This window comes from Streptomyces sp. DG2A-72, from assembly GCF_030499575.1.
Taxonomy (GTDB): Bacteria; Actinomycetota; Actinomycetes; order Streptomycetales; family Streptomycetaceae; genus Streptomyces.
Genome location: NZ_JASTLC010000001.1, coordinates 9,171,016 through 9,188,698, shown reverse-complemented (window position 1 = coordinate 9,188,698; position 17,683 = coordinate 9,171,016). Strand labels below are relative to the sequence as shown.

Annotated in this window: 15 protein-coding genes, 3 pseudogenes and 1 riboswitch; of the genes and pseudogenes, 4 read left to right on the top strand and 14 right to left on the bottom strand. The window is 70.8% G+C overall.

The genetic code is table 11. The features are described 5' to 3' along the window. Positions 1-17: 17 nt before the first annotated feature. The 11 genes and pseudogenes from QQY66_RS43600 to QQY66_RS43550 all read right to left on the bottom strand — a co-directional run bounded on the left by QQY66_RS43600 (position 18) and on the right by QQY66_RS43550 (position 11,976). Complete coding sequence (locus QQY66_RS43600; protein ID WP_301985980.1) at positions 18-920, bottom strand: LysR family transcriptional regulator; 903 nt, start codon at positions 918-920, stop codon at positions 18-20. Beyond that, positions 917-2,119 carry a glycine C-acetyltransferase gene (locus tag QQY66_RS43595; RefSeq protein ID WP_301985978.1) on the bottom strand — a complete coding sequence of 401 codons (1,203 nt, stop codon included), beginning with the start codon at positions 2,117-2,119 and terminating at the stop codon, positions 917-919. The genes QQY66_RS43600 and QQY66_RS43595 overlap by 4 nt, the downstream gene beginning before the upstream one ends. Positions 2,120-2,150: 31 nt before the next feature. After that, positions 2,151-3,176 (bottom strand): L-threonine 3-dehydrogenase, encoded by a 1,026-nt coding sequence (gene tdh, locus QQY66_RS43590; protein WP_301985977.1) that lies wholly within the window; start codon positions 3,174-3,176, stop codon positions 2,151-2,153. A 184-nt stretch (positions 3,177-3,360) separates the two neighbouring features. Beyond that, positions 3,361-3,939, bottom strand: a complete 579-nt coding sequence (locus QQY66_RS43585; RefSeq protein WP_301985975.1) for a GAF domain-containing protein — start codon at positions 3,937-3,939, stop codon at positions 3,361-3,363. A gap of 59 nt (positions 3,940-3,998) precedes the next feature. After that, positions 3,999-4,616, bottom strand: coding sequence for an ATP/GTP-binding protein (locus tag QQY66_RS43580; protein ID WP_301985974.1), 618 nt, complete (start codon positions 4,614-4,616; stop codon positions 3,999-4,001). Next, positions 4,594-4,965 (bottom strand): DUF742 domain-containing protein, encoded by a 372-nt coding sequence (locus tag QQY66_RS43575; protein WP_210588630.1) that lies wholly within the window; start codon positions 4,963-4,965, stop codon positions 4,594-4,596. Before QQY66_RS43575 ends, QQY66_RS43580 begins: the two co-directional genes overlap by 23 nt. 2 nt (positions 4,966-4,967) lie before the next feature. Next, positions 4,968-5,402: a roadblock/LC7 domain-containing protein gene (locus QQY66_RS43570; RefSeq protein ID WP_301985973.1), complete on the bottom strand. Its 435-nt coding sequence runs from the start codon at positions 5,400-5,402 to the stop codon at positions 4,968-4,970. Between the two features lie 1,208 nt (positions 5,403-6,610). Further along, positions 6,611-8,332, bottom strand: a pseudogene (locus QQY66_RS43565) (ATP-binding protein); the annotation flags it as partial. A gap of 768 nt (positions 8,333-9,100) precedes the next feature. Further along, positions 9,101-9,707: pseudogene (locus tag QQY66_RS43560) on the bottom strand (sensor domain-containing diguanylate cyclase); the annotation flags it as partial. Between the two features lie 83 nt (positions 9,708-9,790). Further along, positions 9,791-11,041 (bottom strand): MBL fold metallo-hydrolase, encoded by a 1,251-nt coding sequence (locus QQY66_RS43555; protein ID WP_301985972.1) that lies wholly within the window; start codon positions 11,039-11,041, stop codon positions 9,791-9,793. Positions 11,042-11,148: 107 nt separating this feature from the next. Then, entirely contained in the window at positions 11,149-11,976 is an 828-nt protein-coding gene (locus tag QQY66_RS43550) for an MOSC domain-containing protein (RefSeq protein WP_301985971.1), read from the bottom strand. A gap of 143 nt (positions 11,977-12,119) precedes the next feature. Between QQY66_RS43550 and QQY66_RS43545 the strand changes: the two genes are divergently transcribed. Both QQY66_RS43545 and QQY66_RS43540 read left to right on the top strand, forming a co-directional pair. Continuing rightward, positions 12,120-13,298, top strand: coding sequence for a glutamate dehydrogenase (locus QQY66_RS43545; protein WP_301985970.1), 1,179 nt, complete (start codon positions 12,120-12,122; stop codon positions 13,296-13,298). Positions 13,299-13,334: 36 nt separating this feature from the next. Further along, positions 13,335-13,955 carry a TetR/AcrR family transcriptional regulator gene (locus tag QQY66_RS43540; protein WP_301985969.1) on the top strand — a complete coding sequence of 207 codons (621 nt, stop codon included), beginning with the start codon at positions 13,335-13,337 and terminating at the stop codon, positions 13,953-13,955. Between the two features lie 209 nt (positions 13,956-14,164). On the opposite strand, the gene QQY66_RS43535 is transcribed toward QQY66_RS43540, so the two are convergent. Then, positions 14,165-14,950 (bottom strand): SGNH/GDSL hydrolase family protein, encoded by a 786-nt coding sequence (locus QQY66_RS43535; RefSeq protein WP_301987695.1) that lies wholly within the window; start codon positions 14,948-14,950, stop codon positions 14,165-14,167. A 139-nt stretch (positions 14,951-15,089) separates the two neighbouring features. Continuing rightward, complete coding sequence (locus QQY66_RS43530; protein WP_301985968.1) at positions 15,090-15,329, bottom strand: hypothetical protein; 240 nt, start codon at positions 15,327-15,329, stop codon at positions 15,090-15,092. On the opposite strand from QQY66_RS43530, the gene QQY66_RS43525 reads away from it, so the two are divergent. Together QQY66_RS43525 and QQY66_RS43520 are read left to right on the top strand one after the other, a co-directional pair. Continuing rightward, positions 15,313-15,852: an AzlC family ABC transporter permease gene (locus QQY66_RS43525; protein ID WP_301985967.1), complete on the top strand. Its 540-nt coding sequence runs from the start codon at positions 15,313-15,315 to the stop codon at positions 15,850-15,852. The genes QQY66_RS43530 and QQY66_RS43525 overlap by 17 nt on opposite strands. After that, a pseudogene (locus tag QQY66_RS43520) lies at positions 15,845-16,173 on the top strand (branched-chain amino acid transporter permease). The gene QQY66_RS43525 and the pseudogene QQY66_RS43520 overlap by 8 nt, the downstream one beginning before the upstream one ends. 88 nt (positions 16,174-16,261) lie before the next feature. Here the strand turns inward: QQY66_RS43520 and QQY66_RS43515 are convergent. Continuing rightward, positions 16,262-17,227 (bottom strand): LysM peptidoglycan-binding domain-containing M23 family metallopeptidase, encoded by a 966-nt coding sequence (locus tag QQY66_RS43515; RefSeq protein ID WP_301985966.1) that lies wholly within the window; start codon positions 17,225-17,227, stop codon positions 16,262-16,264. Between the two features lie 4 nt (positions 17,228-17,231). Then, positions 17,232-17,396: riboswitch (cyclic di-AMP (ydaO/yuaA leader) on the bottom strand. Between the last annotated feature and the right edge of the window lie 287 nt (positions 17,397-17,683).

The following is a 17,683-nucleotide window of genomic DNA, read 5'->3' as shown; positions in this document are numbered from 1 at the left end:
AGAAACCCGGAGTGCCCTCAGCCCTGGGCCGCCGCCTCCAACGCGTCCAGCACCGGACGGATCAGCGGATGCTCCTCCGCTCCCCGCCGTACGGCCGCGAAGACCCGGCGGGTGGGCGCGACCCCGTCGACCGGGCGGACCACCACGCCCGTGAGGTCCATGCCGTGCAGTGCGGAACGGGGTACGAGCGCCACGCCCGCGTCGGCCGAGGCGAGGGCGACGACGGCGCGGAAGTCGTCCGAGGAGTGCTCCAGACGGGGCTGGAATCCCGCGCTCTCGCAGGCGAGGACGACGACGTCGTGGCACGGATTGCCGGGGTACGGGCCGATCCACGGGTCCTTGGCCAGCTCCGCCAGCGGGACCTCCTCGGCGTCCGCCAGCCGGTGGCTGACCGGAACCACCGCGTCGAACGGCTCGGCGTACAGCGGCACATGGGCCAGCCGCGGGTCGTCGGCGGGCGGCGCCCCGCGGTACTCGACGGCGACCGCGACGTCGACCTGCCGGTCCAGCACCATCGGCAGGCTGGCGTCGCCCTCGGCGTCCTGCACGCGGATGCGGATGCCGGGCGCCGTCACGGCGAGGCGGGCCACCGCGGGCGCGACGACCAGGGCGATGCCGGTCGCGAAGGAGGCGACGGTGACTGTGCCTGCAGCGCCCGAGCTGTACGCGGCCAGTTCCGCCTCGGCGCGCTCCAGCTGGGCGAGGACGACGTTGGTGTGGCTGAGCAGTATCTCGCCGGCCGGAGTGAGCCGTACACCCTTCGCGCCGCGCTCCACCAGCCGGTGGCCCGTCTCCTGCTCCAGCGCCGTCAGCTGCTGGGAGACGGCGGAGGGGGTGAGATAGAGCGCGGCGGCAGCCGCCGTCACCGTGCGGTGGTCGGCCACCGCACGGAGGATGTGGAGCCGCCGCGCCTCGATCATGCGTCCGATTCTCCCAGGTCCGCGCGCACCGCGACGAAGGCGTCGACCGCAACGTTCACATCCGCCGCCGAGTGCGCGGCGGACAACTGGACGCGGATACGGGCCTGGCCCTGCGGTACGACCGGGTAGGAGAAGCCGATCACATACACCCCGCGCTCCAGCAGCAGCTCCGCCATCCGCCCGGCGACGGAGGCGTCACCGATCATGACGGGGGCGATCGCATGGTCGCCGGGGAGGATGTCGAAGCCCTCCTCGGTCATCCGGCGGCGGAACAGCGCGGTGTTCTCGGCGAGCCGGACCCTCAGGTCGTCGGCGGACTCCAGCAGGTCAAGCACCTTCAGGGAGGCCGCCGCGATCACCGGGGCGAGCGTGTTCGAGAAGAGGTACGGCCGTGAGCGCTGGCGCAGCAGGGCGACGATCTCGGCGCGGGCCGCGACGTAGCCGCCGGACGCGCCGCCGAGCGCCTTGCCGAGGGTGCCGGTGATGATGTCGACGCGGTCCATGACGCCGTGCAGTTCGGGGGTGCCGCGACCGGTGGGGCCGACGAAGCCGACGGCGTGCGAGTCGTCGACCATGACCATCGCGTCGTAGCGGTCGGCCAGGTCGCAGATCTCGCGCAGCGGGGCCACATAGCCGTCCATGGAGAAGACGCCGTTGGTGACGATCAGCCTGCGCCCGGCGGACTGCGTCTCCTTCAACTGCCGTTCCAGATCGGCCAGATCGCGGTTGGCGTAGCGGAAGCGGCGGGCCTTGGACAGGCGGATGCCGTCGATGATCGAGGCGTGGTTCAGCGCGTCCGAGATGACCGCGTCCTCGGGGCCGAGCAGCGTCTCGAACACGCCGCCGTTGGCGTCGAAGCAGGAGGAGTACAGGATCGTGTCCTCCTGGCCGAGGAACGCCGACAGCCGTGCCTCCAGCTCCTTGTGCACCTCCTGCGTGCCGCAGATGAAGCGCACGGAGGCCATGCCGTAGCCCCAGCGGTCCAGGGCCGCGTGAGCGGCGGCCACGACCTCCGGGTGGTCGGCGAGGCCGAGGTAGTTGTTGGCGCAGAAGTTGAGCACCTCACCGGGCCGGCCGCCCCCACTGACGTGCACGGTCGCCGACTGCGGGGTGTCGATCACACGCTCGGGCTTGTGCAGCCCGGCGGCGCGGATCTCGTCGAGGGTGGCGCGGAGGTCGTCGCGCACGGAGTCGAACATGGCTGAAGCTCCTGAAGCTGTAAGGGAGTTACTAGGTCCAGTCGAGGATGACCTTGCCGCCGCGGCCGCTCGCCGCATCGGCGAACGCCGCCTCGAAGTCGCGGTAGCCGTAGCGGCCGGTGATGACGGGCGCGAGGTCGAGGCCGCCTTCCAGCAGCACCGACATCGCGTACCAGGTCTCGAACATCTCTCGGCCGTAGATGCCCTTGACGGTGATCATCGACGTGACGATCCGGGCCCAGTCGACCGGGAACTCCTGGGACGGCAGGCCGAGCATCGCGATCCGGCCGCCGTGGGTCATGTTCGCGATCATGTCGCGCAGCGCCTCGGGACGGCCGGACATCTCCAGGCCGATGTCGAAGCCCTCGCGCAGCCCGAGTCGGCGCTGCCCCGCGGCGATCGTCGTTTCGGAGACATTGAGCGCCAGGCTGACGCCGATCTTGCGGGCGAGGTCCAGCCGCTCCTCGCTCACATCGGTGATCACGACGTTGCGCGCACCGGCGTGCCGGGCCACCGCCGCGGCCATCAGACCGATCGGGCCGGCGCCCGTGATCAGGACGTCCTCGCCGACCAGCGGGAAGGACAGGGCGGTGTGCACGGCGTTGCCGAACGGGTCGAAGATCGCGGCGACATCGAGGTCCACGGGCACACGGTGCACCCACACATTGGCGGCGGGCAGCGCCACGTACTCGGCGAACGCCCCGTTCCGTCCGACGCCGAGACCGATCGTGGCCCGGCACAGATGCCGCCGCCCGGCCAGGCAGTTGCGGCACTTCCCGCACACCAGATGGCCCTCGCCGCTGACCCGGTCGCCGGCCGCGATGTCGGTGACGTCCCGGCCGGTCTCGACGACCTCGCCGACGAACTCGTGCCCGAGGACCAGCGGTGTGCGGATCGCCTGCCGCGCCCAGCCGTCCCAGGACCGGATGTGCAGGTCGGTGCCGCAGATGCCGGTGCGCAGCACCTTGATCAGTACGTCGCCCGGTCCCACGGCGGGCTCGGGGACGTCCGCGAGCCACAGCCCGGGCTCCGCCTTCTCCTTGACCAGCGCCTTCAACGCTACGGCTCCTGACGGTGCGACCCCGGGGTCCGGGCATGCCGAAGGCGCCCGCATCCAGGGAGAGGGGTGGAATCGCCCAGCAATCTGCCGTACGACACCATCCCCGGTCCATCGAGGATTTCTTAAGCCGCGCCGCAGCTCCGCTTCACACCCGCGCGGCGGCCGGGCGGGACACCTGGCGTCAGAGCACCGGAAGCCCGTCGGCCTCCCGCCGTTCGAGTCGGGCGACGAGGCCTGCCGCCGCCGACTTGATGGTCTCCAGGCCGGGCTTCCCCCAGGGCCGCGGTGCCACGTCGATGACGCAGATGGTGCCGAGCACCATGCCCGTGCTGTCGATGAGCGGTGCGCCGAGATAGGAACGGATGCCGAACTCGTCGACGACGGGGTTGCCGGCGAACCGCGGATAGTCGCAGACGTCCTCCAGGACGAGCGCCTTGCGTCGGACCACCACATAGGGGCAGAACCCATGGTCGCGCGGGAGGGCGCGGCCGAACTCCGGAGTGGTGCCGTCGCCCTTCACGAACGGGTCGATGGCGGGGAGATGCAGGCCCGCGAAGAACTGCCGGTTCTCGTCGATGAAGTTGACCATGGCGTACGGCGCCGCGGTCAGCTCGGCCAGACCGTCCGCGAACGCGTCGAGGGCGGGCTCCGTCCGCTCCCCCAGGCCCAGCCGACGCAGCCGGTCCGCCCGGGCGGGGGCCTCCTTGTCCTCGGGCGTGAGCAGCAGACGACCTGCCGGGCGCGGCGGGTCGTAGCTCATCGGCGCACTCCGTCGCTGTGGGGATGGCTCATAGGCGGGCTCCGTGGCGTGTGCGGGAATCACATGTGGGCGCCGTGGCTCGGCGCGGAGGCCGGGGCGTGGGCGATGAGGTGCCGTACGAGGGTCAGCAGGGTCTGGACGCCGGAACTGGAGATCCGGGCGTCGCAGCGCACGACGGGGATCTCCGGGTCGAGGTCGATGGCCGCGCGTACCTCATCGGGGTCGTAGCGGTAGGAGCCGTCGAACTCGTTGATCGCGACGATGAAGCCCATGCCGCGCTGCTCGAAGAAGTCGACGGCGGCGAAGCAGTCCTCCAGTCGGCGGGTGTCGGCGAGGATGATCGCTCCGAGGGCGCCTTCGGATAGCTCGTCCCACATGAACCAGAACCGCTCCTGTCCCGGTGTGCCGAACAGGTACAGCACATGTTCCGGGTCGAGGGTGATGCGGCCGAAGTCCATGGCCACCGTCGTCTCGACCTTGTTCTCGATCCCGTCGAGGTTGTCGGTCGCGGCGCTGACCGTGGTGAGCAACTCCTCCGTGCTGAGCGGCGCGATCTCGCTGACGGCGCCGACGAAGGTCGTCTTGCCGGCCCCGAACCCTCCCGCCACCAGGATCTTGAGCGCGGTGGGGAAGGGGTCGGCGCCGTCGTCGTAGTCAGAGCTGTCGTCGTAGTCCATCGAGCACTGCCTCCAGAAGGGCCCGGTCAGTGGGGTTGTGGTGGAACTCGGGTGGCTTGGTGGTCAGGGCCCCGCAGTCGACTAGGTCGGACAGCAGCACCTTGGTGACCACCGCCGGCAGCTTCAGATGGGCGGCGACCTCGGCGACCGAGACGGGAGCGCGGCACAGGTCGAGGGCCTGCGCGTGCTCGGGGCCGAGGTAGCCGAGGGGGGTTGCCCCGGTCGCCATCACCTGCGACAGGAGGTCGAGCGCGACGGTGGGTCGGGTGCGGCCGTTGCTGACCGTGAAGGGGCGCACCAGCCGTCCGGCCGCGTCGTCGAGCCAGGGCCCGTCGCCGGCCGCCGCCACGGTCAAGGCCTCAACGCCGTGGATTCGACGGCGTGCTGACGGGGCGCGGTCATGAGGTAGGGGCGGACGCTCTTGACCAGCATCGCCATCTCGTAACCGAGCACCGCCGCGTCGGCCTCACGGCCGGCCAGCACGGCGAGGCACGTGCCGGATCCGGCGGTGGTCACGAACAGCAGGGTCGAGTCGAGTTCGACGACGACCTGGCGGACGTCTCCGCCGTCGCCGAAGCGGACGCCGGCGCTGCGGCCGAGGGAGTAGAGACCGGAGGCCAGGGCGGCCATGTGGTCGGCGCTGTCCGGGTCGAGGCCGTGGACCGACTTCACAAGCCCGTCGCAGGACAGGAGTACCGCGCTGGTGGTGTGCGGTACGCGCTGCACGAGGCCGCTCATCAGCCAGTCGAGATCGGATACCTGGCCGGTCGGCGCTTCGCTCGCCATGGTGGATCGACTCCTTGAGGTACGAAGGTCTGCGGGAGCGCTGGGGGTGGGGGTGGCGGTGGGCAGGGGGGTGTCTGCGGAGGTGGTCATCCGGCTGGTGCGCTCCCGTCGTGCCGGGTGGTGGTGGGGTGGTCCGGGCGGGGCGGCACGCGGCGCGCCTCCGTTGTGTGGGCCGGATCCATGGGCGGTACGTCCATGGAGTGGGCCCTGGTCATGGGTTCGGCATCTGTGTGGGACGCATCCGGTCGGGTCGGCGCGAGGCGCGTCGGCTCTGTGCGCACCGGTTCCATGTGTGCCGACTCCATGTGTGCGGGTTCCATATAGCCGGACACCGTGTGTGGCCCGGAGTTCCTGTGTCCGGACACCGTGCGCGGCGTCTCCAAGGGTGCGGCGTCCGTGTGCCGGGACTCCCTGTGCGGCGAGTCCATGTGCGGCGAGTCCATGCTCTGGGAGGCGCTGCTGTTCGGGAAGTCTCTGTGGGCCGAGTCCATGTGCGCCGACTCCATGTGTGCCGACTCCATGTGTGCGGGTTCCATATAGCCGGACACCGTGTGTGGCCCGGAGTTCCTGTGTCCGGACACCGTGCGCGGCGTCTCCAGAGGTGCGGCGTCCGTGTGCCGGGACTCCCTGTGCGGCGAGTCCATGTGCGGCGAGTCCATGCTCTGGGAGGCGCTGCTGTTCGGGAAGTCTCTGTGGGCCGAGTCCATGTGCGCCGACTCCATGTGTGCCGACTCCATGTGTGCGGGTTCCATATAGCCGGACACCGTGTGTGGCCCGGAGTTCCTGTGTCCGGACACCGTGCGCGGCGTCTCCAGAGGTGCGGCGTCCGTGTGCCGGGACTCCCTGTGCGGCGAGTCCATGTGCGGCGAGTCCATGCTCTGGGAGGCGCTGCTGTTCGGGAAGTCTCTGTGGGCCGAGTCCATGTGCGCCGACTCCATGTGTGCCGACTCCATGTGTGCGGGTTCCATATAGCCGGACACCGTGTGTGGCCCGGAGTTCCTGTGTCCGGACACCGTGCGCGGCGTCTCCAGAGGTGCGGCGTCCGTGTGCCGGGACTCCCTGTGCGGCGAGTCCATGTGCGGCGAGTCCATGCTCTGGGAGGCGCTGCTGTTCGGGAAGTCTCTGTGGGCCGAGTCCATGTGCGCCGACTCCATGTGGCCCGGCTCCATGTAGCGCGACCCCACGTGGCCCGACCCCACGTGGCCCGGCTCCCTGTGCTGCTGCGCCTCCGCAAGCCCGATGCCGCGCTGGAAGGCCGCCATGAGGCCGGGGTCGTGGCCGACGAGGTGGTCCGTGTCCTGGCGTGGTGCCGGTCCGTCGCGGAGCTGGGGGGCGATGTGTTCCTGGGCCCGACGCCGGGGCAGTTGGGGCTTGCCCATGGTGCCGCGGACGGTGCTGGTGCGCGGCAGGGGCGGTGTGGCCGTGTTCTCGGCGACGAGCGGACGGTCCTCGGGCCGGATGCCCGGCAGGGCCTCGGCCGGATTGGGCCGTACCTCGTGGACACGCACGGGCAGCGGCATCGACGGGCCGCTGTCCGGCATCGGGGCGGCGGCCCGAGGAGCCTGCCGGGGCGGCACGACGGTCGGCGCCGAGGGCGCGACCCGCTGCTGCCCCGCGTCGGGTGCCGGTGCCGGCCCGGACCGCGGACGCTGCTGCGGCGGAACGGCCGCTCCCGCACCACCACCGGTTTCCTGCGGCGGCCGTACGGCTCCCGGGGCGCCCGGATGCGTACCCAACAACCCCTGCGGCACGACGAGTACGGCCTGGACACCGCCGTAGATGTTGTTCTGCAGGCGGACGTTGATGCCGTGCCGCCGGGCGAGTTGGGAGACGACGAACAGCCCGATGCGGCCGTCGGCGAGCAGGCTGGCGACATTGACCTGGTCGGGGTCGGCGAGCAGGGCGTTCATCTTGCTCTGCTCACCGACGGGCATGCCGAGTCCGCGGTCCTCGACCTCGACGGCGAGCCCGGAGGTGACCAGGTTGGCGCGCAGCAGGACTTGGGTGTGCGGAGCGGAGAACACCGTGGCGTTCTCCACGAGTTCGGCGAGCAGATGGATCACGTCGGCGACGGCGTGTCCGCGCAAAGTGCCGTCGATCGGCGGAACGAGCTTGACGCGCGAGTACTGCTCGACCTCGGCGATGGCCGAGCGCAGCACCTCGGTCATGGAGACCGGGTTGCTCCACTGCCTGCGCGACACGGCGCCGCCCAGTACGGCGAGGTTCTCCGCATGGCGCCGGATGCGGGTGGCGAGGTGGTCGACGTGGAAGAGGCCCTTGAGCAGGTCGGGGTCCTCGATCTCGTTCTCCAGCTCGTCGAGGATGGAGATCTCTCGGTGCACCAGCGACTGGAGGCGCCGGGCGAGGTTCAGGAAGACCTCCAGCTTCTGCTCGCTGCCCGCCTGACTGGACAGCTGTGCGGCCTGGACGACGGCGGTGACGGCGCCGTCGTGTGCGCGGGCCAGGTCGGCGGCGAGCAGTTCGAAGTCGTCGGCGTCATCGGGGGGTCCGCTGCGTGGCTTGCGCTTGGGCGGTCCTTCGCCGCGCCGCAGCGCCTCGACGAGGGTCTTCAGATCGGCCTCGCCGCGCGCGCTGCTCCGCCGCATCGCGCCGAGCCGGTCGCTCACGGACTTGGCGGCGCGGTCGGCGGCCACGGCGGCGATGGCGATCCCGACGCAGGTCACCGAGACCGCGCCGGCGAGCACTCCCCACAGGGTGAGGCTGGGCTGCGCCCCGGTGGTGCGGACGGTGAACAGCACGGCGGCGCTGGCGCTGAGGGCGACCGCGACCGGCGGCAGCACAGCGAGACGCAGGAGTTGAGGCCGTATCTGCGTCTCGGGCAGCGCCGGTACGGGGCGGGCGACCGGCCGCCCGTGCCTGCCGCCCTCGCGGCGTTCTGCGCGTGCTGCCGGTGCGCGGAGCTGAGACATCGGTGTCCTTGTGCTGTTCCGTCGGGCCTGGTTGCCAGGGGTTCGCGCGTGACCGCCGCCGGGCTCCCTGGACTTGGTGTGTCCGCCGCCTCTCTGCTGCACGTGCCGGGCCCCGCTCCCTGATCCGGTCTGATCCACACGACACCCCCGGCGCGGATTGCGCGCACAGGGCATGCGCCATCGCGATGCCGGTCGAGAGAACCGATGAATTCGGCCCTGCGTCGCCCAGCGGACACTCACAGTAGTCGCCTACACACCAGGTGCGGTGGGCAGTTGACAAAGTCCCACGGCGAGCATCCCGCTCTGGTATGAGGCTTCGTACGACAGACCGATAAGCCCCTCGGTAGACCACCCACGAACGGCAAGAGAACGATCACACCTGTTCAGAAGCGTTCGCGAACGGACGAGGCGCCGGAGCGCCCCCACTCCACAAAGCCCCGCCTCACGCCGCTCCCCTCCCCACACCGCCCCCTCGGGAAGCCGCTCACGGGCTCCTCACACCCCCGCTGCACCGCGCCCGCGTCATGACCGATGGTGACGGCATGCGACCGCCGTGACGCCCGCTCGGTATCGATGTCCGTCGCCACCGGGGCCATATCGATGCGCCCTGTCACCGCGCGGGTACAGAATGGTGATCGACTCGAACGGGCGAAGTCCCGTCTGTCAGGCCCCTGTCGCGCGCTTCACCGGAGGACACGTGCTCCAGCACGAGAAGGAGTTCGACCCCATCGTCGACGGCTCGACGGCTCGACGGCGAACGGCCGACCCGGCTCGTTGCATATTGCCCCGCAGACGGGCGTTGCTGATCGCGATCGCAGCCTGGAACACGTACATCTGGAATGCCTCGCGCCCCCACGCGCCGGGCCGGCGGCCGTTGCGCGGGCGGTCCACGGACAGCACGCCGATCAGCTCACGGGACGGGCCGATCCGCGCACCAGGAGCTTCGGTCATGGGCGCGAAGAGCCGGTCACCGGGGTGCCACTCGTCGTCGAAGAAGGGCAGGGGCGCGTCGCCGTACTGCGGCAGGTCGTCGCCGTCGAGCCGGCGGCCCTCGGTGTAGGGGACGAAGCGCAGGTCACCCCACTCCTCGCCCGCCGACAGACGTCGCGCCCAGGTGGTGCGGGAGCCGACCCGGCCCGCCCGCTCCACGCCACGGTCGTCGCCGGCCACCGCCACCACGACCAGTTCGCCGTCCGGGCGCACCAGATGGAGGCTGCCCACCTCGTATCCGAGGGCGGTGACCGTGCCGTCGGCGACTGTCTGCAGGGGCTCCGCCAGACTGCGGGGTCGTGTGTACGTCCGCCAGGACCGCTTGCAGTTGGCGCAGCGTCGCCAATCGGACGTACGGCTCGGATTCACTCGGCGTCCGCCCCACCCTCCGGAGCCTGCGCCGCTTCCACGTGTGCCCCCAACTCCCGTGCTACCCCGATGGTTTCAGGATAGGAGGTGTGCGCGGCGTCAGCCCGCCGGAACAGCCTCCGGCTCGCCGCTGCCCTCCTGCTTGTCCTCCGGCCGGCCCGCCGACTCCGGCGGCACGTCGACGCCCGCAGCGGCCACCACACCGCCGGGCGCCTCGGCATCAGGCCATCCGCTCGCCGGACGCGCGGCCACCCCTCGCCACCAGGGCTCGGACGGCACGGTCTCGGCCGTGGGCTCGAAGGGCTCGCCGGGACGGGGCAGGGCCACGCGGGCGCCCTGCGCACGGGCGGCGGCGACGGTGCCCTCGCCGGGTTCCGCCCAGGGGTGCATCGCCAGATTGAAGGTGGCCCAGTGGATCGGCAGCATCACCCCGGCGGGTGTCCCGCCCTGGAGGTCCAGATGGGCGCGCATGCCCTCCTCGGGGGTCATGTGGATGTCGGGCCAGAACTCGGAGTAGGCCCCGATCTGGATCATCGTGGCGTCGAAGGGGCCGTAGTCGGCGCCGATGTCCTTGAAGCCCTCGAAGTAGCCGGTGTCTCCGCTGTGGTAGATCCGGTGGTTCTCGCCCGCGACCGACCAGGAGGCCCAGAGGGTGTGCTGGGTGTTGCGCAGTCCGCGGCCGCAGAAGTGGCGGGCCGGGGTGGCGGTCAGGGTGAGGCCGCCGACCTTGGTCTCCTCGTGCCAGTCCAGCTCGCGCAGCCGGTCCGCGGAGACACCCCAGTGTTCGAGGTGGGCGCCGACACCGAGCGGCACGGCGAACAGGGTGTCCGTGCCCGCCAGCGTCTTGATCGAGGGCATGTCCAGGTGGTCGTAGTGGTCGTGCGAGATGACGACGACGTCGACCGGGCCGAGCGCGGCCAGCGGCATGGGTACCGGGTGCAGTCGCTTGGGGCCGGCGAAGGCGAACGGGGAGCAGCGCTCGCCCCAGACGGGGTCGAACAGCACGCGTCGACCGTCTATCTCCGCGAGCACGCTGGAGTGCCCCATCCAGGTCAGCCGCAGTCCGGTGGCGGGCGGCCTGGAGATGTCGGCGAGGGTGGTGGCGTGCACCGGGACCGTGCCCTGTGGGGCGCGGCGGGGGCGGGTGTCCTTGTCGAAGAAACCCTTCGCAAGCTCCACGGACGAGCCGGAGGGCCGGGTCCGGGCCTCGCCGCCGGGATTCAGGAAGACCCCGTCCTTGAAGTGGGGCGATCTGCGAATACGGGCCAGACGCTCACCACTGGGGTCCGCGCCGAAGGCCGCGGGCTGCAGTGCGCGGAGCCCGGAGCTCAAGGAACGGAATCCGGTCACGGTACCTCCAGGGGAATCGCTGAGGCTTCCATTATGGGCGGCCCCTCTGACAACCCCGGGTCACCCCGGTCACGGCGCGATGTCCCACCCACCTCCGCCCGCGGGAACTACAGCTCCGAGTCGCCCCAGACCCGCACGTCCACCTCGTCCCCGACCGTCACCTTGCCGGGCCGCAGCACCGCGAACTTCGCGCCGAACGCGACTCCGCCCTCGGCTGCCCGGCGATAGCCGGCGAGCGTGCGCAGCGGTTCCGGGCCGTCCCTGGTCCCGGCCTCCTGGTCGACCAGGGTGACGGCGCAGCGGACGGCGAGCTTCGCGTAGCCCAGTTCGGCGTCGCCGAGGGTGATGCGATGGGCGCGGTCCTCGGTGTGCGGTTCGTCCCAGCCGCCGACGACGACGTTCGGGCGGAAGCGGTCCAGCGACAGCGGGCTGCCACCGCGCTCCGCGACCTTGGCGTTGAGGAGGTCCAGGGTGGAGCGGGAGAGCATGTGCAGTGCGCAGCTGTCGGCGTAGCCGGAGGTACCCGGTGTCCGGCCGTCGGTCACCCGGTCGTGCTCGGGCGGCACGCGGACGAGTCTGCTGGGTGCCCGGAGCACGTCCGACAGCCACGCGGCGGCCGTGTCCCCCTGGTCGATCCCCTGATACGGATTCCCGAACAGGTCGACCGGCCGCCGAGCCCCGGACGCGTCCACGTCGACGTGCACGGCCTCGTACCCCGGCGCCCGCAGCACCAGCCGCTCCCCTCCGGCGCCGACCTCCGGCCGGATGAGCGACAGCCGCGGATCCCGCCGCTGCGTCCGGAACACTCCCGCCTCGCTGACGACCATGAAGCTGCGGTCGTGGGCGAGACCGGCGGGTGTCACGAGCGCCTCGCCCGGCGAGGTCCCGGCGCACCCCTTGATGGGGTAGTAGGTCAGTTCGACGACATGAGCCATAGCTTCGTCCCGCTCCCTCCGCCTTCCGTCGACGATATGACGCGCTGCCCTGCCGGCCCGTCAACCGGTTTCTCGTTGACACGACCGGGCGCCCATCCCGATACTGACTGGCCATTCAGTAACGCTCATCTCGAGGAGCCCGCATGACCACCCCCCTGATGTCGCTCGTGTGGACCGACCACGTCACCGGGCGGAGGGGCTTTCTGGTCGTCGACCGGCTGGTGCGCGGTGTGTCCAGTGGGGGTCTGCGGATGCGGGCGGGCTGCACCCTCGACGAGGTCACCTCACTCGCGCGCGGCATGACCATGAAGGAGGCGCTGCACTACGACCCCGAGGGCCGGTACGTCCCCCTCGGCGGCGCCAAGGGCGGCATCGACTGCGATCCGCAGGACCCGGACGCGTACGGACTGCTGGTGCGCTACCTGCGCGCCATGCGGCCGTACATCGAGACTCTCTGGACCACGGGCGAGGATCTAGGGCTCACCCAGGACCTGGTGGACCGGGCGGCCGCGGAGGCGGGGCTCGTGTCGTCGATCCAGGCCATGTATCCACTGCTGGACGACGAGGCCGCTGCCCGGCGCCGGCTCGCCGACGCGTTCGCCGTCGACGTGGACGGCATCGGGCTCGACGAACTCGTCGGCGGCTGCGGGGTCGCCGAGTCGGCGCTCGCCGCGCTGGACCGGGCGAGCGTGCCGTACGCCGGAACGCGGGTCGCCGTGCAGGGCCTGGGCACCATGGGCGGGGCGACGGCGCGCTTCCTCACGCGCGCGGGGCTCACCGTCGTGGCCGTCGCCGACATCAAGGGCACGATCGCCAATCCGCGGGGGCTCGACGTCGAGGCGCTGCTCGCCGCGCGGGACGCGTACGGGACCGTCGACCGCGGCGTGCTGCGCCCCGGTGACCGGGAACTGCCGGGCGACGCCTGGCTGTCCGTCGACGCGGAGGTGCTGGTGCCGGCGGCGGTCTCGTACGCGATCGACGCCGCGAACCAGGAGCGGATCACCGCCCGCTGGATCGTCGAGGCGGCCAATATGCCGGTACTGCCCGAGGCGGAGGAGCTGCTGGCCGCGCGCGGGGTCGCCGTGCTGCCGGACGTGGTCGTCAACTCGGGGACGAACGCCTGGTGGTGGTGGACGCTGTTCGGTGACATCGGCGCGGACGCGGACGAGGCGTTCGCGTACACGCGCCGTTCGATGCGCGCCCTGGTGGGCCTGATGCTGGCCCGGGCGGAGACGGACGGGACGACGCCGCGGGCCGCCGCGCATGCCATCGTCGCGGACCGGCTGCCGGTGATCGCCGCACGGTTCGGGTGGTATCGGTGACGAGGGCCGTTGACATGTTCTGGGTAGGGTGAGCGCGTGGCGAGGGTGCGGTTGAGCGTGGCTGAGCGGCGCGAGGAACTGCTGAAGGCCGCCATCGAGCAGATCGAGGCACGGGGAGTGGCGGCCGTCCGGATCGCCGACGTGGCCACGGCACTGGGTGTGAGCAACGCGCTGGTGCTCTATCACTTCTCCACCAAGGAGAAGCTCGTCGCCGCCGCCTTCACCCACGCCGCCGAGGCGGACCTCGCGCAGTTGCGCCGGCTGCTCGGCCGCCGTACGACAGCGCTGCGCCGGCTTCGGGCCGCCGTGCGGTGGTACGCGCCCACGGGCCAGGCCAAGGGCTGGCGGCTGTGGATCGAGGGCTGGGCGGCGGCGCTGCGCGAGCCCGCTCTGCGAGAAGTCACCCGGGACCTCGACAAGGAGTGGAAGGCCGCGATCGCCGAGGTCATCTCCGAAGGAGTGGCCGCGGGCGAGTTCCGCTGCCCGGATCCCACCGGCGCGGCCCTGCGCCTCACGGCCCTCCTCGACGGACTCGCCGTACAGATGACCGCCTACGCCGGAGCGGTGTCACGCGCGCGTGCGCAGGAATGGGTGGATGACGCCCTCGCCCGCGAACTGGGGCTGGAGCGGGAGGCGTTCACCGCGTCGGGGCGGTGAGCCGGGCGGGAGCGCTGAGCCGGACGGGAGCGCTGAGCCAGGCGGGGCGCTGAGCCGGACGGGAGCGGTGAGCCAGGCGGGGCGCTGAGCCGGACGGGAGCGGTGAGCCGGACGGGAGCGGTGAGCCAGGCGGGGCGCTGAGCCGGACGGGAGCGGTGAGCCGGGCGGGGCGCTGAGCCGGCCGCCCACCGCCCCGCTGAAGCACAGACTCAGGCCACGGAAGCGATCCGCTCCTTGATGTCGTCCGGCGACAGCGTGCCCTTCGCCGTCACATGGTCGCCCGAGGACTCCCCGCGCAACCGCCGCCCGATCCACGGCACCAGATACTCGCGCGCCCAGTGGACGTCGTCCCGCCGCACGTCGAGAGTGCCGCGCGGCGGCAGCGGGGGCCAGGGCTGCTCGGGGTCGGCCGGGACCTCAAGCCCGAGGACCTGGCCCGCGCGCAGCGCCACGCGCGTGTGCCCCTCGGCCGAGAGGTGGAGCCGGTCGCCGTCCCAGGCCCGCCGGTCCTGAACGGTCTTCAGGGACCACAGGTCGAGTACCGGGCAGCCGTACCGGTCGGCGACGGCCCGGACGTGTCCGTTGTAGGTGGCGATCTTGCCGCGCAGATGCTTCAGCACCGGGACGCCCCGGGTGTCGAAGCCGGTCGTCACCATGACGGTCCCGACGGCCGAGGTGAGCCGGACGATCGCCCGCTCGAAGCGCTCGGCGACCTCGTCGGGGTCGGTTCCGGGCCGGATGATGTCATTGCCGCCCGCGCAGAACGAGACCAGGTCCGGGGCGAGTTCGACGGCCCGCGGGAGTTGCTCGGCCACGATCTGGTCGAGGAGTTTGCCGCGCACGGCAAGGTTGGTGTACTCGAAGTCGCCCTCCGGCCTCCGGTCCGCGAGCAGTACCGCGAATCGGTCGGCCCAGCCGACGAACGCCCCGTCAGGGCCGGGGTCGCCGACGCCCTCGGTGAAGCTGTCCCCCACCGCCACGTACGACCCGATCACTGATCTGATGTCATTCTTCGAATCGTCTGCCACGTCGGCCCATGATTCACCTTCGGATGTGAGCTACGCGACCGTAGGAAGGGGTTGACGGACGGTGAGATAAGCCACTCCTAAAGTGTTCGCCAACTCAGGAATATGCTCAGCCGTCAGCCTTGATCTTCTTCATGGTGAGATGTGATTCGAGGCGCAGCACGGCAGGCAGGTCGCCGAGTTTGTCGGTGACGAAGGCTTCGTAGGCGGCCTGGTCGGCGTGGTCGGCGACGGCCACGGTGGACTCGAACTCCTCGAACATCTTGCGGTCCCGGGCGTAGGTCTCGATGTCGATGAGCACTTCCAGCCCGCGCCTCAGCGCCTCGGGGTCGATGTCCGCGGCGCTCATCTACGGCGGATCGTTCGAGTTCCTGCTGATCGGCCTGGCCACCGCGGCCGCTCCCCTGGCGTCCATCGCCACGACGGCCTTCATGGTGAACGTCCGGCACGTCTTCTACGCGCTCTCCTCCCCCTGCACCGCGTACGGCACCTTCGCACTCAGCGACGAGACGTACGCCCTGACCGCCGGGGAGGAGGCCCGGTCCTGGGCCGGCCGGCGCATCCTGTGGCTGCAGTTCCTCATGCACCTGTACTGGGCCGGAAGCGCAACCGCCCGAGCCCTGCTCGGCTCCCTCTTCCCGGAGGGGGTCACCGGCCTGGACTTCGCTCTGACCACCCTGTTCACCGTGCTCGCCCTCGATGCTCTCCGGGAGCTGCGCGACGACCTGCCCACGCCGGCGCTCGCCCTCCTCAGCGCCGTGGCCGCGCGGCTCCTCTTCCCGGGCCAACTGCTCCTCGCCGCCTTCGCCCTGTTCACCGCAGAACTGCCGGCCCGCCGCTGCACGACCGGCAAGAGGGCACGCCATGCCTGACACCCCCTACGCCATAGCCGCCGTCCTCGTCACCGCCGCCGTCACCCGAGCCCTGCGCACCCTCCCCTTCGCCGCCCTCGCCCCGCTGCGCGCCAGTACGACCGTCCAGTACCTCAGCGCCCGTATGCCCGCCGGCGTCATGGTGATCCTGGTCGTCCACTGCCTGCGCGAGGTGCCCCTCACCGACACGCGCGCGATCCCCCCGTCGGCAGCCCTGGCCGTCACCGTCGGCCTGCACCAGTGGTGTCGCAACGCCCTGCTGAGCATCCTCGGCGGCACCGCTGTCCAGTGGTCCTGGCCAGTACGGTCTTCGCGCACTGAGGGGGTCCGCACAGCCAACACCGAAGGCCGGACCCGGGGATCGGGGTCCGGCCTTCGGTGGCGTGGGGGACGCTTCAGGCGCCGGGTGTCAGCTGACGGAGACACCCTTCGAGCGGAGGTAGGCGACGGGGTCGACGTCCGAGCCGTAGTCCGGGGTGGTGCGGATCTCGAAGTGCAGGTGCGGGCCGGTCACGTTGCCGGTCGCGCCGGAGAGGCCTATCTGCTGGCCCTCGGTCACGGTCTGTCCGTTGGAGACGGAGAGCGAGGACAGGTGGGCGTACTGCGCGTAGTAGCCGTCGGCCAGCTTGACAACGACCTGGTTGCCGTACGCGCCGCCCCAGCCCGCGGAGACGACCGTGCCCGCACCCACGGACTTGAGCGAGGTGCCGGTCGGGACGACGAAGTCGACGCCGGTGTGGTAGCCACTGGACCACATGCTGCCCGACATGCGGTACGGGGTACCGACCCTGGCACCGGCCACAGGGAGGGTGAAGCCGCCGGCCGTACTCGTGGTGTCGGAGGACTGGGTGGTCGCCGTGTTCGAGGACGACTTCGACGAACCCGAAGCAGACGAACCAGATGAATCAGAAGACCCGGACGACTTCTTCGAAGAAGAGGATGAAGGAGACGAATCCGACGAAGAGGACGACGGCTTGGAAGAACCGGTCGCGGCCTTCTTGCCGATCGAGAGCTTCAGGCCGGGGTGGATCATCGACGGGTCCGAGCCGACGGCCTCACGGTTGTCCGCGTAGAGCTTCTGCCAGCCACCGCTGACATTCTGCTCGTCGGCGATCTTCGAAAGGTAGTCACCGGCCCGCACCGAATAGGTCCGCACACCCGAACTCTTCGCGGCGGCGGTCTTCTCGGCGGCCTTCTTTTCGGTCTTCGGAACCGACTGAACGGCCTTTTCCGAAACCGACTTGGCGGGAGCGGCATGCGCTCCGGTGGCCCCCAGGAGCGGCAGGGCGAGCGCGGCGCCACCGGTTCCGGCGACGACGATCGAGCGGGTGAAGCGCTGGCTCTTGGGACGGCGGTGCTTACCCTTCGCGGGCATGGCGAATTCCTCTCCGGCGCCTACGAGGTGAGCTGTCGGGTGCGGACTGGAGATGTCCGGCCGCGCGGTGGCGGCTTAACCCCTAGCCGTTCCGGAGACCGGAACAGGCGGTTGTACCTGTGGGTCCCCCGCTCCTGCCGTTCACGGGTGAGTTGAGCGGTCTCCGGGCGGCGGCAGGATTGGGCGTCCGTCCGGATTGGTGGCGAACGTAAGCGACCAAGACGCAAAGGGACAAGCAAGAGGTTCCATGGCTGTGCGTTTCTCTTGATCCCTTGTGAGAAAACCCAGTCACCCTCCGTGAATTCCACCCCCGCCGACGGATTCAATCCCCTGGAAAAACACGTGAATTACGTGAACATGGCGGACAACGCTCGGTCACGAATATGACGCTGCTCACGCAGCTCCCCCCAGGAGGCTTTATCCCAGAGCGAGTTGGAATGAAGATCCTAATTCGGA